The sequence below is a fragment of the Streptomyces sp. NBC_01622 genome (assembly GCF_045209635.1).
In the GTDB taxonomy this organism is placed as follows: domain Bacteria; phylum Actinomycetota; class Actinomycetes; order Streptomycetales; family Streptomycetaceae; genus Streptomyces.
Genome location: NZ_CP109293.1, coordinates 6,649,567 through 6,663,263, shown reverse-complemented (window position 1 = coordinate 6,663,263; position 13,697 = coordinate 6,649,567). Strand labels below are relative to the sequence as shown.

Here is a 13,697-nt window from a genome sequence, read left to right as displayed (position 1 = left end):
CGGGTTGTTTGTGCGTCTGACGCGCCGTCGTGGCTGGTCGCGCCCGCGCGGCGGAGCCGCAAATTGACACAGCCCCGCGCCCCCGAATGGGCCCCTTCGGCGCCATTCAAAGCTCAGCCGAAGAGTCTTTCCAGTACCACCGCGATGCCGTCGTCCTCGTTCGATGACGTCACCTCGTCCGCCACCGCCTTGAGTTCGGGGTGGGCGTTCGCCATCGCCACTCCATGTGCCGCCCAGTCGAACATCGGGATGTCGTTCGGCATGTCGCCGAAGGCGATGGTGTCGGAGGGGTGGAGGCCGAGGTGTCGGGCGGCGAGGGCGAGGCCCGTCGCCTTGGTGATGCCGAGTGGCTGGAGTTCGACGGTGCCGGGGCCCGACATGGTGACCGAGGCCAGTGAACCGACCACCGAGCGCGCCGTGGACGCCAACTCGTCGTCCTCCAGGGCCGGGTGACGGAGCAGCACCTTGCTGATCGGTTCGGACCACAAGTCGTCGCGCTTGCCCACCCGCACTGCGGGCAGCGTGGGGTGCGGCATCAGGTAGCCGGGCTCGATCAGCGTGAGGCCGTCCACTCCGTCCTGGTCGACCGCCGCGTACACCTGGCCCACTTCCGCCTCGATCTTGCCGAGCGCGGTCTCCGCCAACTCCCGGTCCAGGGTGACCGACCAGAGCAGACGGTCCGCGCCGGCGTCGTACAACTGCGCGCCCTGTCCGCACACCGCGAGCCCCCTGCTGCCGAGGTCTTCGAGGAGCGGTCGCACCCTCGGGGCGGGCCGGCCGGTGACGACCAGGTGCCGGGCGCCGGCCGCCGTCGCCCTCGCCAGTGCGATGCGGGACCGGTCGGAGAGTGTGTCGTCGCCGCGCAGCAGCGTTCCGTCCAGGTCGGTGGCGATCAGTGCATATGCGAGGGGTGCGGCCATGATCAGAGAATACGGATGGAACGCCCCACCGACTCGACACGAACCGGACGGCTGCTGCCTTCACATCCGTTGACCCGAGTTCCGGTTGGTTTGACAGTTACGGCGGTTATGCCGACTCCCGGACCACCAGTTCGGTGGGCAGGATCACGCCCGCCGTGTCCTCGCCGGCGATCTGAGCCAGCAGCATGCGGACCATCTCGGCGCTGATGCGGTCGTAGGGCTGCCGCATGGTGGTGAGTGCCGGGGTGATCGCCGTGGCCGCCGCCGAGTCGTCGAAGCCTCCGACAGCGATGTCATCCGGGACCGAACGGCCGGATTGCTGGAGGGTGTTGACGACTCCTAGGGCCATGAGGTCCGAGGCCACGAACACCGCGTCTATGTCGGGGGCCTGGGTGAGGAGTCGGCGGGCTGCTTCCTCGCCTCCCGTGCGGCGGTAGTCGCCCTCCACCACGAGTGCGGGGTCGTGGGGCAAGCCCGCCTCCGTGAGGACGTCCCGGTAACCGGCCAGGCGGTCGGGGCCGCCGGGGGCGTCGAGCGGGCCGGTGACCATGGCGATGCGGCGTCTGCCCCGGGAGATGAGGTGGCGGACCATCTCCTGGGCGCCGTCGCGGTCGGCTGCGGCCACGTAGCTGTACTTGGAGGCGGGGCCGAGCGGTTTGCCGCAGGCCACCAACGCGATGCCGGCGTCGCGGAGTTCGGCCGCCACCGGGTCGCCGCTGTGGTTGGAGACGAGCAGCACGCCGTCCACGTGGCCCGAGGTGATGTAGCGGGTGAGGCGGCGGCGGTCGTCCTTGGAGGAGGCCAGCATCAGGAGCAGGGGGATGTCGTGGCGGGCCAGGTGTTCGGTGCAACCCCGCAGCAGGACATTGAAGTTGGGGTCCTCGAAGAACTTCTCCTGCGGCTCGGTGAGGAGGAACGCCACCGAGTCCGACCGTCCGGTGCTCAGGGAGCGGGCGTGCCGGTTGACGACGTAGCCCGTCTTCCTGATCGCCGTCTCCACGGCGGTGCGGGCGGCCGGTGAGACGTAGTGGCCGCCGTTCAGGAAGCGGGAGACGGTCCCCCGGGAGACCCCTGCCTCCCGGGCCACGTCGTGGATGGTGGGCGGTTTGCGGCGTCCGTTCGGACTGGTGGTCATGGTCCTCGTTCTGCCGGTTCAGTGCGGTGGGGGGAGGTACGGCTCAGTACCTGCATCACTTGTGCCTCACGCCTTGACCGAGCCGCTCAGCAGGTCCAGGGACCAGAAGCGCTGGATCACCAGGAAGAGCGCGATCAGCGGCAGGATCGCGAGGAAGCAGCCCATGATGACCAGGGTGTAGAGGGCGGGTTGGGAGGCGCCCTGGTTGAGGAGGGTGTAAAGGCCCAGCGTGAGCGGGAACTTGGTGTCGTCCGCGAGCATCACGTACGGCAGCAGGAAGTTGTTCCAGATGCCGACGAACTGGAACAGGAACACCGTGATGAGCCCCGGCATCATCATCGGCACCGCGATCCGCGAGAAGATCCGCCACTCGCTCGCGCCGTCCATACGGGCGGCTTCGAGGAGTTCGGCGGGCACGGAGGCCGCCGCGTAGATACGGACGAGGTAGACGCCGTAGGGGGAGAGGATCGACGGCAGGAGCATCGACCAGTACGAGTCGGCCAGGCCCAGCTTCGAGAGGAGCAGGTACTGCGGGACCGTGAGCACGATGCTCGGGACGAGGACGCCGGCCAGCATCAGCTTGAAGACGAACTCCCGTCCCCTGAAGGCGAATCGGCCGAGCGCGTAGCCGCCGGCGGCCGAGACCGCGGCGGAGAGCAGGGCGCCGCCGCCCGCGTAGACGAGGGAGTTGACCATCCACTCCCAGTAGATGCCGTTCCGGTAGGAGCTCAACTCCTTGAGGTTGTCGAGGAATCCGGTGCCGGGGGCGAAGGTGAAGGTGGAGAACAGTTCGCCGTGGCCCTTGCTGGCCGCGATGACCACCCAGGCCACGGGGATCAGGCAGTACAGCGAGCCGAGGATCAGCACCACGGTCGGCACCCACGCGGTGCGCTTCGGCCTGGTCTCGGCGGCGGTGAGGGTGAGGGGGGTCATGCCCGGTCCTCCCGGGTGTAGCGGTCGGAGACGCGCAGCAGCGTGAAGGAGAGCGCGAAGGTCGCCAGGGCCAGCACCACGGCGGTGGCGGAGGCGCCGTAGATGTCCGACCTGAGGAAGGCGGCGTCGTAGATGGCCATCAGCGGACTCCAGGAACTGGAGAGGCCGTTGGTCAGCGGCTTGAGCGCCATGGGCTCGGTGAAGACCTGGAGCGTGGCGATGACCGAGAAGAAGAACGTGAGCACCAGCGACGGCATCACGATCGGGATCTTGATCCGCAGGGCGATCTTCAGGTCGGACGCGCCGTCGATGCGGGCGGCCTCGTAGATCTCCTGCGGGATCGATCGCAGGGCGGTGTAGATGACGATCATGTTGAAGCCCGTGCCGCCCCACACCGCGATGTTCGCGAAGGACAGGTACAGGTTGCCGCCGTCGAACAGGTCGGGCTGCGGGAGATTGAACTCGCGCAGGAGGTAGTAGAAGGGGCTGACCGTCGGGAGGTACAGGAAGCCCCACATCAGGGCGGCGATGATGCCCGGGACGGCGTACGGCAGGAAGATCGCCAGCCGGGCGAACTTGGCGCTGCGCGCCTGCGGGGTGTCCAGCATCAGCGCGAAGACCAGCGCCAGACCGAGCATCGTGGGGATGACGATCAGGCCGTAGCCGAAGGCGCGCAGGACGCTGTGGCCGAACTCGGAGTCGTGCAGGACATCGGTGTAGTTGCCGATGCCGTTCCACACCTGCTCGCGGGCGCCCTTGCCGAGGCCGATGCCCTTGACCTGGACCTTGTGGAGACTGAGCCACACCGCGTACCCGATCGGTACGACGGTGAAGCCGGCGAACAGGAGCACGGCCGGTACGAGGAACCAGTACGGCGCGCTGCGGCCACGGCCACGGCGACGGAGGCGGCGGGGGCGGACGGAGGTGGCGGTGCCGTCCGCCAAGGGCCCGGCCGTCAGGTCGGAGCCCTTGAGCGGAGTGCTGGTCATGCCTCGGTCACCTTGAAGCCCTGCTTCTTCATGTCGGTGAAGGTCGCCGACTGCATGGTGGCGAGCGCGGTGTCGAACTGGGCGGCCTTCTTCGCCTTGGTGGCCTTGCCGAACGCGTCGCTGAAGGTGTCGTAGGCGACCTGGACGTTCGGGCCCCAGGCGGAGGCGGCCGTGGTGGCGGCGATCTTGGCGGCGGTGTCGTAGAAGTCGGTCTGGTTCGGGAAGAACGCGGGCGGGGTGAGGACCGAGCCGGACTGGCCCTTGGTGGCCGCCGGGTAGATGGCGACCTCCTTGACCAGGGCGGCCAGCGCCTCCGGGTCGGTGTTCAGCCAGGCCGCGAACTTGGCCGCGGCCTCGGCGTGCTTGGAGTCGGTGGAGACACCGGTGGAGGAGCCGCCCCAGCTGCCGGTGACGCTCTCGCCCGCGCTCCACTGCGGCAGCGGGGCCATCCGCCACTTGCCCTTGGTGTCGGGGGCCGCGCTGACCAGCACACCGGGCGCCCACACGGCGGAGACCCAGCCGAGGTGGGTGCCCTTGTTCAGGGCGTTGTTCCAGGCCGGCGTGTACATCGGCTGGTTGTCGATCACGCCCTCCTGGACGAGACCGCCCCAGAAGTCGGTGACCTTCTTCGTCGCCGCGTCGTCGATGCCGACGGTCCACTTGCCGCCGCTGCCCACGGTCCACCACTTGGCGCCGGCCTGCTGCGCCAACCCCGCGAACAGACCGGGGTCGTTGGAGGAGAACGTCGTCAAGTAGGCGTTCGGGACTGCCTTCTTGGCGGCGCGGGCGGTCTTGGCGAAGTCGTCCCAGGTGGCGGGGACGGTCAGGTTGTGCTGCTTGAACAGGTCCTCGCGGTAGAAGAACATCAGCGGGCCGGAGTCCTGCGGTATCGCGTAGACCGCGTCGGTGCCGAGCGTGACCATGCCCCAAAGGCCCTCGGCGAACTGGGACTTGGCGGACTTCGCGTACTTCGAGATGTCGGCGAGGACGTCGTTCGAGACCAGCGTCGGCAGCGACTGGTACTCGACCTGGATCAGGTCGGGGGCGTTGCCCGCCTTCTTCGCGGTGATCAGCTTGGAGACGATGTCCTTGCCGGCGGCCTGCTTGGAGACGGTGACCGTGATGTCCGGGTTCTTCTTGTTCCAGATCGCGGCGACCTTGTCCATGTTCGGCGCCCAGGACCAGTAGGTCAGCTTGACGGGCCCGCTGCTCTTGCCGGAGTCGTCGCCGGAACCGCCGCAGGCGGCGAGGGTGCCGGTGAGGCCGACAGCTGCTGCCCCGGCAAGGATGCTGCGCCTGCTGAACTGGTGGCGGTGGATCGACATCTTCATCTCCCCTGACTGAGTGCGAGCCTGTCCACGGCTCTGTGACCGTGCACAGTAGAGAATTGTTTCGGACCCTTGTCAATGGGTGTCGCCTGGGGTTACCTACTTGTTGCTGATGGGTGCGACCCGCGACCATCCATGTGCACGATCACAGAAATAGCCGATTCTTACCTGTCGACCTTCGGGAGCGAACCCATGCCGTCCCCCGCCCCGCACGACCGTCTGCCGCTCGCCTTCGGAGGTGACTACAACCCCGAGCAGTGGCCGCGGGAGGTCTGGGAGGAGGACGTACGGCTGATGCGGGAGGCCGGTGTCACGGCGGTCTCCCTCGGCGTCTTCTCCTGGGCCCGGATGGAGCCGCGCCCCGGCGAGTACGACTGGGAGTGGCTGGACACGGTGATCGGCCTGCTGCACGGGGCGGGCATCGCGGTGAACCTCGGCACGCCGACGGTCGTACCGCCGGCGTGGTTCTACCGCGCGCACCCTTCCGCGCTGCCGGTGACGCGCGAGGGCGTGCGCCTCGCCTTCGGCTCGCGCGGCGCGATCTGCCACTCGAACCCCGACTACCGTGCGGCGGCGGCCACGATCACCAAGGCCCTCGCGGAGCGCTACGGCAGCCACCCGGCCGTGGTCCTGTGGCACGTCCACAACGAGTACGGCGCGCCTGTGCTCGCCTGCTACTGCGATGTCTGTGCGGCGGCTTTCCGGGGGTGGCTGCGGGAGCGCTACGGCACCCTCGACGCCCTCAACCACGCCTGGGGAACGGCCTTTTGGGGCCAGCAGTACGGCGACTGGGAGGAGATCACCCCGCCCCGCGCGACCCCGTCCGTATGCAATCCCACCCAGCAGCTCGACTACCACCGCTTCGCCGACGCGCAGGCCCGCGCCAACTTCGTCGCCGAGCGGGACATCCTGCACCGCCTCTCCCCCGGCGTGCCCGTCACCACCAACTTCATGGTCGCCCCGAGCCAGGGCCAGACCGTCGACTACTGGGCCTGGGCGAAGGAGGTCGACCTCGTCACCAACGACCACTACCTGATGACCGACGGCCGCCGCACCCATGTGAACCTGGCGCTGGCGGCGGACTTGACCCGCTCGGTGGCGGGCGGGGGTCCGTGGCTGCTGCTGGAGCACGCGACGTCCGGGGTCAACTGGCAGCCGTACAACCCCGCGAAGCGCCCCGGCGAGATGGCCCGCAACTCACTCGGGCACGTGGCGCGCGGCTCCGAGGGCGCGATGTTCTTCCAGTGGCGGCAGTCGCAGTCGGGCGCGGAGAAGTTCCACACCGCGATGCTGGCGAACTCCGGTACGGACAACCGGGGTTGGCGCGAGGTGACGGACCTCGGCCGACGCATCGCCGGCCTCGCCGATCTGCGGGGTACGCGGACCCGGGGTGACGTGGCGATGGTGTGGTCGTGGGACTCGTGGTGGGCGCAGAGCCTGGAGTGGCGGCCGAGCCAGGACCTGGACGCGCGGGAGCGGTTGGATTCGTTCTACGAGGCGCTCTACGACCGGCACCTGACGGTGGACTTCCTGCCGCCGACGGGGTTGGGGGACCTGGACCCATCGCGGTATCCGCTGCTGGTGGTACCGCAGTTGTACTCGGCGCCGGCCGGGGTGGGCGCCGACCTGGAACGGTACGTGTCGCGGGGCGGGACGCTGCTGGTCTCCTTCTTCTCCGGGATCGTCGACGAGAACGACACGCTGCATCCGGGCGCGTATCCCGGGGCGCTGCGGGACGTACTCGGCCTGACCGTCGAGGAGTTCGACCCGCTGCTGCCGGGCGAGACCGTGTCGGTGCGGGGTGCGGACGGGTCGTCGTACACCGCGGATCTGTGGTCGGAGGTAGTGATCCCTGGTGCCGGCTGCGAGACGGTCGCGGTCTTCGCGGACGGTCGTACGGCGGGAGGGGCGGCGCTGACGCGGCATGCGGTGGGGTCGGGGGCGGCGTGGTACCTGGCGACGCGGTTGACCGGTGCCGACCTGGCCGCCGTGGTGGACCTCGCCCTCGCGGACGCGGGCATCACGCCGGTCGACTTGCCCCGCGATGTCGAACTCGTCGTACGGGAGGGCGAGTCGGGGACGTTTCGCTTCGCGGTGAACCACACCGGGAGCGAGGTGAAGGTGGTGCTGCCGGACGGGAGCCGGGCGGCGGTACCGGCGGGCGGGGTGGAGGTCTTCCGCGACCCGCGCTGACCTCGGCTCAACTCGCTTGTTTCTTTGGTCACTTACTGAAGGGAAGCTTTGTGATGCGCAGACGCAGTGTTCTTACGGCGGCCGGTGCAGCCGCACTCGCGATACCGGTGCTGGGCGCGGCGCCCGCGATGGCCGCCGACCGGCGCCGGCTGGAGATCCGGGGGATGGACATCTCGTCCCTCCCCAAGGACGAGGCGTACGGCGCGGTGTACCGCCGTGCGGACGGCCGCCGGGACGACCCGATCCGCATCCTCGCGGATGCCGGCGTGACCCACGCCCGCCTCAAGGTCTGGGTGAACCCGGCCGACGGCTACAACAACAAGCAGCACATCCTCCCGCTGGCCAAGCGGCTGCGCCGGGCCGGGATCGGCATCTGGGTCGACTTCCACTACTCCGACACCTGGGCCGACCCGTCCCACCAGACCAAGCCGGCCGCCTGGGCGGACCTGGATGTGGCGGCCCTGACGAGGGCGGTCTACGACCACACCGCCGACGTGCTGGGCGCGTTGCGCCGCCAGGGCACCCCGGCCGACCTGGTCCAGATCGGCAACGAGATCAACGGCGGCCTGCTCTGGCCCACCGGCAAGAACTGGGGTGACGACGCCGGGGGTTGGGGCAACCTGACGACATTCCTGAAGGCCGGCCTGACCGCGGCGCGCGATACGACCCCGCGCATCCGCACGATGCTCCACATCGCGTCGGGCGGCGACAACGGCACGTCGCGCTGGTGGTACGACAACGTGGTGGCCGACGGCGTCGACTTCGACATCATCGCCCAGTCGTACTACCCGTTCTGGCACGGCGCCCCGGCGGCAGCTGCGGCCAACTTGGCGGATCTGGCCGCGCGTTACGACAAGCCGGTGCTGATCGCGGAGACCGCGTATCCGTTCACGCTGGAGAGCGAGGACACGACGAACGACATCATGTACGACCCCTCACAGCTCACGGAGGGCTACCCGGCGACGCCGGCGGGCCAGGCGGCGTGGCTGCGCACGGTGGCGGACCTGATGGTGGATGTCCCCGGCGGAAAGGGCCTCGGCTACTGCTACTGGGAGGGCGTCTGGACGTACCGCAAGGGCGACGGCTGGGACCCGACCGACCCGACGTCCGGGAACGCGTGGGAGAACCTGGCGCTGTTCGACTTCCAGGACAGGGCGTTGCCGGGGTTGAGGACGCTGGGGCGATACCGGTCGTAACGCCTGAGCGTGACGAGTCCAATCCGTACGGTGACTTGTCCAGTGCTTGTCCGGTGCTGTCCGGGCTGCTGGCAAGTGCTGTACGGGTAGGGGCGTGTGCGGCATGGCCGTACGACGGAGGGGCGCGGGATGAGCGTGGACAACGAGGTGGACGAGCCGGGCTGGGAGGTGGACCCGGACGACGAGGGGGGTTCGCGGTCCTGGCGACCGTGGGTCGTCAGTCTGATGAGGCGCCCCGCGTACACCGAGGACGAGGTAGAGCGGTACATCGCCGCGCGCCTGGCCCGCAAGGCGATCTTCAAGCGGGACCCCGGGCCCGAACTCGGCTTCGTCCTGGAGGAGTGGACACTTCGGCGTCCGCTCGGAGGGAAGGCATTGCCGCGCCGGCAGCTGGAACATCTTCTGGAGACGGGGCAGTTGAGGAACGTCGAGCTTCAGGTGATGCCGATGGATCGCGAGGAGCACGCGGGAGTCGACGGCGGAATCGATGTGCTGAAGTTCGCCGACGGCTCGGCAGTGGGACGCTCGCCGGTCGTAGCGAACGGCCGGCCCGTCTCGGAGCCCAGGCAGCTCTGCTGGGGGAAACATGATCCGCGAGCCCGAATTGGCCTGGTTCAAGAGCGGCTACAGCAGCGGCTCCGAGGGCGACTCCTGCGTCGAAGTAGCCACCACCCCCGCCCCTCCCCACCCCTCCCAAAAAAGTGTGTCACTTTCCCCCCGAACCGTCACACTTCCACAACCCCTCCCCCGGGACCACCCTGGCATGTCCACCCCCGAACAACGCGACCGCACCTGGCAGGCGGCGCACTGGATCAACGCCCTGCGCGATCAGCTGATCGCCCTCGCCTGCCTACGACTTGACCTCCCGACCGCCTACTCGAAGGGCGCCCACCTCCTCCCCGACGAGGTGACCACCCACCGGCAGACCGTCAACTAGCCGTGCGCCGCCGCCAGATGCTTCGCCAACCGCGGTGACGCGAACTCCGTCCCGCACACGAACCGCATCACCGGCCCGTACGACGACGCGGCCGGCAGCCCCGTGAAGTACACCCCCGGCACCGACGACACATACCCGGCACCGAGCTTCGGCGTACCCCGGCTCACCGCGAGCTGGGTGCGCAGTTCGTGGCCCAGGAAGTCCATCGCCGCGATGTCCACCCGATAGCCCGTCGCCGAGATGACGTGGTCGGCGGTGAGCTGCTCGGTGCCGCCGCGGTGCGTGGAGACCGTCAGGACCGGGCCGCCCGCCTCCACATCCGCCCGTACGATCCGCTCGACCTCGCTGACCTGCACCTTCCCCTCGAAACGCTCCCGCAGCCACCACGCACCGAGCGGACCGAGCACCCGGCGCACCAGGTAGTGGCGGGTCGGCTCGGGGAGGTAGCGGTACGGCTGGGGGTAGTAGCTCAGCGCCCACAGCGACCAGGCACGGCCGAACGGCGATTCCGGGCGCAGCTTCGGCTGGTCCCAGGGCGCCGCGCCGAACGCGACCCGGCCGCGCCCGCGCGAGACGATCCGGACCTGCGCGCCCGCCTCCGCCGCGAGTGCCGCCGTCTCCAGCGCGGACTGGCCGGCGCCGACGACAATCAGTTCCTTGCCCTTGAACCCGCTCAGGTCGTGGTGCTGGGAGCTGTGCGAGACGGGACCGGTGGGTGCGGGGCCGTCGGCCGCCGCTGCCGCCAGTGCCGGCGGGAGGCGGGCCAGGCCGTACAGGCCCGTGGCCACCACGACCGCCCGGGCCGCGAACAACTCCCCCGAGTCCAGCTTGAGTTCGAAGCCGCCGCCCTTGTTCCGGTCCACCGACACGACCCGTACCCGCTCCAGCTCGGGCACCAGCTTCTGCTGGAACCACTCGCCGTAGCCGATGAACGTCTCGACGGGGATGATGTCCTCGTCGGTGACCAGGCGGGGGATGCCGGCCGCGTCGCAGTAGTCGACGAGGTTGTGGCCGGGCTGCGGGGCGTCGAAGTTGGAGGCGGCCGGGGTCGACTTCAGGAGCATTCCGGCCGGCATGTGGTCGCGCCAGCTGACCATGGGCTCGCCGAACACACGGACCGGGATGCCGCGCGCCCGCAGATGCGCGGCGGTGGACAGGCCGAACGGGCCGGCGCCGATGACTGCTACCGGTTGAATCACGAAGTCCCTCCCCAGGACGTCAATTCGCCACTTCGTGCTGGAGCTGCCGCCAACTGTTTCCTACTGGCTACTGTCGGCCGCTACTGGTGCTGCTGCCGCGCCGGTTGGTGCGCCACAGCTGATACAGATGCTTCGCGCCCGGCCGCACGAAGCGAGCGAGCATCGTGAAGAACGGCCGCAGGTCGTCACCCGCGAGCCAGGCCAGCTCGGTCCCGCTCGCCTTCGCCGGCGCGTGCGGCGTCGTATAGCCGCTGCGGCGGTAGGCGAGGAGCGCGGGCAGGTCGATGTTCTCCACGATGTACCGGCGGCCGGCGCGCTGTTCCCCCTCCGGGACGGGGCGGCCGGTCAGGTCGAGGTGCATGGCGCGGACGACGTCCACCCCCGACTCGTTCTCGAAGAGCCGGAACTGGGCGCCCATGCGGGGGTTGAAGTCGAGCAGTTTGTACTGACCGTCGCGCCGGTCGAAGCGCAGGTCGAGGTCGATGATTCCGGTGAAGCCGATCTGTTTGATGAAACGCGCGGCGAGATCCGCGAGTTCCGGATTGTCCACGACATACGCATTTGCCGTCATGCCCGCGTGCGGCGGCCAGGAGCGCACCTTGACGCCGGTGAACATGGCGAGCGGGGTGGAGTCCTGGTCGAAGTAGGCATGCACGATCCAGTCCTCGGCCTCTTCCCTCGGCAGGTACTCCTGGAGGATCACGCCGGGGTGCTCGCCCCAGTCACGGGCGAGCGCGAGCAGTCCCTCGCGGGTGGTGATCCTCGTCGTGCCGTTCACCGCGGGCCGGGAGCGTCGTACGAACGCCTCCCGGTTCTTGGCCACGATCGGGAAGCGGGCCTTCTCCGCGAAGTCGACGATGTCGTCGTAGGACTGCGGGAAGGCGGCCGTGGGGCTGGGTATGCCGTGTTCCACGCAGAGTTCGTGCAGCCCCTGCTTGCTGGCGAGGTGGCGCGGCAGTTTCGGGTCCACGCGCGGTAACAGGAAACGGTCGGTGAGTGCGTCCTGGTGTTCGGCGATCAGGACGGCGGCCTCCTCGTCGGTGGGGATGAGGACGGTGGGACGGCCGATGCGGCGCCCGATGCGCAGCAGTCCCTCGACGAGTCGTTCGGGTTCCTCGGTGCCGGTCGTCGGCCAGACGAACGCGCGTTCCAGATAACGGGATGCCGCGGCCGGCGTGTATCGGTCCTCCGTGATTGCATACATCGGCACGCCGAGACGGCCGAGACTGCGGATCGCGCCCACCCCGCCGTGATGCAGCGGATAGGCGCCGAACTTCACGATCAGGCCCGGCACCGCGCGGTCGGCCTCGAAAGGCACACTGCTGGTGCGTTTGGCCACGGGTCCCCCCACGTGTCCCCCCTACGGACCGGACCCACCCCGTCCGTGTCCCCCAAAGGACGCTAAGCCGGAATTGCCTCCTCCGACAAGACCTATTCGGACATTGCGAACTCTTTAGACACTGCCGCTCCCTGCAACTCACCCGTAACCTGTGGCGCGGCCACATGCGAGTACGTACGAGAGTGAGGCAGCACCCCATGCCCCCCTTCGATCTTCCCGAGGGCGATCCCTTCGGCCCGCACAACCTTCCCTACGGCGTCTTCTCGCCCCTCGGCTCGGACGAACGGACCGTCGGCGTCCGGTACGGCGACCAGGTGCTGGACGCGGGCGCCGCTGCCGCCGCGCTCGGCTCGCCGTATGTCTCCCTTCTCGCGCACCCCACCCTCGACCCGCTGCTCGCCGCGGGCCGTACGGCCTGGTCGGACGTCCGGCGCGCGCTGACCGCGTGGGTGACGGTGCCGTCCCACCAGGAGACGATCGCCCCCTTCCTCCACCCGCTCTCCGCGGTGACCCTGCACCTCCCCTTCGAGGTCGCGGACTACGTCGACTTCTACGCCTCCGAGAACCACGCCCGGAACGTCGGCCGCATCTTCCGCCCCGACGCGCCCGACTCCCTCACCCCCAACTGGAAGCATCTGCCCATCGGTTACCACGGCCGCTCGGGCACGATCGTGGTCTCGGACACGGAGGTCGTACGACCGTCCGGGCAGCGCAAGTCCCCGTCCGACCCGGCGCCCGTCTTCGGCCCGTCGATCCGCCTGGACATCGAGGCGGAGGTCGGCTTCGTGGTCGGCACGCCGTCGCGGATGGGCGAGCCGGTGGCGCTCGCCGACTTCCGCGAGCACGTCTTCGGACTGTGCCTCCTCAACGACTGGTCGGCACGCGACATCCAGGCCTGGGAGTACGTCCCCCTCGGCCCGTTCCTCGGCAAGTCCTTCGCCACCTCGGTGTCGGCGTGGATCACCCCGCTGGACGCGCTGGAGGAGGCCCGGGTGGCGCCGCCCGAGCGCACGCACGAACTCCTTCCCTATCTGGACGACTCGGCGGAGGAGCCCGGCGGTTACGACCTGCGGATCTCGGTGGCGATCAACGGCCACGTCGTCTCCGAGCCGCCGTTCGCCACCATGTACTGGACGGCCGCGCAGCAGCTCGCCCAGATGACGGTCAACGGCGCCTCCCTGCGCACCGGCGACCTGTACGGCTCCGGCACGGTCAGCGGGCCCGCCGAGCGTGAGCGCGGTTCGCTGCTGGAGCTGACCTGGAACGGGCGGGACGTCCTCGAACTCCCGGACGGCAAGCGGACGTTCCTGGAGGACGGGGATGTCGTGACCCTGTCGGCGTGGGCGCCGGGCGCGGACGGCACACGGGTGGGTCTTGGCGAGGTCACCGGGCGGATCGTGGCGCGGGGCTGAGGTGGGTCGCGGGTGCGTCCGGTGCTCGCCGTACACCTGACTCCGGCCGTCCGGACAGTCATACTGACGGCGGGCGGGCCCACACCTCGTGCGCTCGCCCTCGGGTACAGCCGCAC

The 13,697-nt window shown here is 69.4% G+C and carries 11 protein-coding genes and 2 pseudogenes; 6 read left to right on the top strand and 7 right to left on the bottom strand.

Going from position 1 to position 13,697, the window contains the following annotated elements:
* Positions 1 to 113: 113 nt before the first annotated feature.
* The 5 genes from OH768_RS30715 to OH768_RS30695 form a co-directional block, all read right to left on the bottom strand.
* Complete coding sequence (locus tag OH768_RS30715; RefSeq protein WP_406458980.1) at positions 114 to 920, bottom strand: HAD family hydrolase; 807 nt, start codon at positions 918 to 920, stop codon at positions 114 to 116.
* Between the two features lie 106 nt (positions 921 to 1,026).
* On the bottom strand, positions 1,027 to 2,055 hold the full coding sequence (locus tag OH768_RS30710; RefSeq protein WP_406458978.1) for a LacI family DNA-binding transcriptional regulator: 1,029 nt from the start codon (positions 2,053 to 2,055) through the stop codon (positions 1,027 to 1,029).
* Positions 2,056 to 2,121: 66 nt separating this feature from the next.
* Complete coding sequence (locus OH768_RS30705; protein ID WP_406458976.1) at positions 2,122 to 2,988, bottom strand: carbohydrate ABC transporter permease; 867 nt, start codon at positions 2,986 to 2,988, stop codon at positions 2,122 to 2,124.
* Complete coding sequence (locus tag OH768_RS30700; protein WP_406458974.1) at positions 2,985 to 3,977, bottom strand: carbohydrate ABC transporter permease; 993 nt, start codon at positions 3,975 to 3,977, stop codon at positions 2,985 to 2,987. Before OH768_RS30700 ends, OH768_RS30705 begins: the two co-directional genes overlap by 4 nt.
* The gene (locus tag OH768_RS30695) at positions 3,974 to 5,308 is read right to left on the bottom strand and encodes an ABC transporter substrate-binding protein (RefSeq protein ID WP_406458972.1); all 1,335 of its coding nucleotides are present in this window, start codon (positions 5,306 to 5,308) and stop codon (positions 3,974 to 3,976) included. The genes OH768_RS30700 and OH768_RS30695 overlap by 4 nt, the downstream gene beginning before the upstream one ends.
* 189 nt (positions 5,309 to 5,497) lie before the next feature.
* Between OH768_RS30695 and OH768_RS30690 the strand changes: the two genes are divergently transcribed.
* From OH768_RS30690 to OH768_RS30670, 5 genes and pseudogenes are all read left to right on the top strand, one after another.
* On the top strand, positions 5,498 to 7,498 hold the full coding sequence (locus OH768_RS30690; RefSeq protein WP_406458970.1) for a beta-galactosidase: 2,001 nt from the start codon (positions 5,498 to 5,500) through the stop codon (positions 7,496 to 7,498).
* Positions 7,499 to 7,551: 53 nt separating this feature from the next.
* Complete coding sequence (locus OH768_RS30685; RefSeq protein WP_406458968.1) at positions 7,552 to 8,694, top strand: arabinogalactan endo-beta-1,4-galactanase; 1,143 nt, start codon at positions 7,552 to 7,554, stop codon at positions 8,692 to 8,694.
* A gap of 222 nt (positions 8,695 to 8,916) precedes the next feature.
* Positions 8,917 to 9,267 (top strand): annotated as a pseudogene (locus OH768_RS30680) (Scr1 family TA system antitoxin-like transcriptional regulator); the annotation flags it as partial.
* Positions 9,268 to 9,280: 13 nt separating this feature from the next.
* A pseudogene (locus OH768_RS30675) lies at positions 9,281 to 9,377 on the top strand (DUF397 domain-containing protein); the annotation flags it as partial.
* Positions 9,378 to 9,457: 80 nt separating this feature from the next.
* The gene (locus OH768_RS30670) at positions 9,458 to 9,631 is read left to right on the top strand and encodes a hypothetical protein (protein WP_406465840.1); all 174 of its coding nucleotides are present in this window, start codon (positions 9,458 to 9,460) and stop codon (positions 9,629 to 9,631) included.
* On the opposite strand, the gene OH768_RS30665 is transcribed toward OH768_RS30670, so the two are convergent.
* Both OH768_RS30665 and OH768_RS30660 read right to left on the bottom strand, forming a co-directional pair.
* Positions 9,628 to 10,830, bottom strand: a complete 1,203-nt coding sequence (locus tag OH768_RS30665; RefSeq protein ID WP_406458966.1) for an FAD-dependent oxidoreductase — start codon at positions 10,828 to 10,830, stop codon at positions 9,628 to 9,630. The two genes, OH768_RS30670 and OH768_RS30665, sit on opposite strands and share 4 nt — an antisense overlap.
* A gap of 67 nt (positions 10,831 to 10,897) precedes the next feature.
* Positions 10,898 to 12,169, bottom strand: coding sequence for an ATP-grasp domain-containing protein (locus OH768_RS30660; protein ID WP_406458964.1), 1,272 nt, complete (start codon positions 12,167 to 12,169; stop codon positions 10,898 to 10,900).
* A gap of 197 nt (positions 12,170 to 12,366) precedes the next feature.
* Between OH768_RS30660 and fahA the strand changes: the two genes are divergently transcribed.
* Positions 12,367 to 13,581 (top strand): fumarylacetoacetase, encoded by a 1,215-nt coding sequence (gene fahA / locus OH768_RS30655; RefSeq protein ID WP_406458962.1) that lies wholly within the window; start codon positions 12,367 to 12,369, stop codon positions 13,579 to 13,581.
* Positions 13,582 to 13,697: the final 116 nt, after the last annotated feature.

Coding starts and splice junctions, on each gene's coding strand:
- OH768_RS30670 (WP_406465840.1), top strand. CDS start 9,458: ATGTCCACCCCCGAACAACGCGACCGCACCTGGCAGGCGGCGCACTGG.
- OH768_RS30710 (WP_406458978.1), bottom strand. CDS start 2,055: ATGACCACCAGTCCGAACGGACGCCGCAAACCGCCCACCATCCACGAC.
- fahA (WP_406458962.1), top strand. CDS start 12,367: ATGCCCCCCTTCGATCTTCCCGAGGGCGATCCCTTCGGCCCGCACAAC.
- OH768_RS30685 (WP_406458968.1), top strand. CDS start 7,552: ATGCGCAGACGCAGTGTTCTTACGGCGGCCGGTGCAGCCGCACTCGCG.
- OH768_RS30705 (WP_406458976.1), bottom strand. CDS start 2,988: ATGACCCCCCTCACCCTCACCGCCGCCGAGACCAGGCCGAAGCGCACC.
- OH768_RS30715 (WP_406458980.1), bottom strand. CDS start 920: ATGGCCGCACCCCTCGCATATGCACTGATCGCCACCGACCTGGACGGA.
- OH768_RS30700 (WP_406458974.1), bottom strand. CDS start 3,977: ATGACCAGCACTCCGCTCAAGGGCTCCGACCTGACGGCCGGGCCCTTG.
- OH768_RS30695 (WP_406458972.1), bottom strand. CDS start 5,308: ATGAAGATGTCGATCCACCGCCACCAGTTCAGCAGGCGCAGCATCCTT.
- OH768_RS30690 (WP_406458970.1), top strand. CDS start 5,498: ATGCCGTCCCCCGCCCCGCACGACCGTCTGCCGCTCGCCTTCGGAGGT.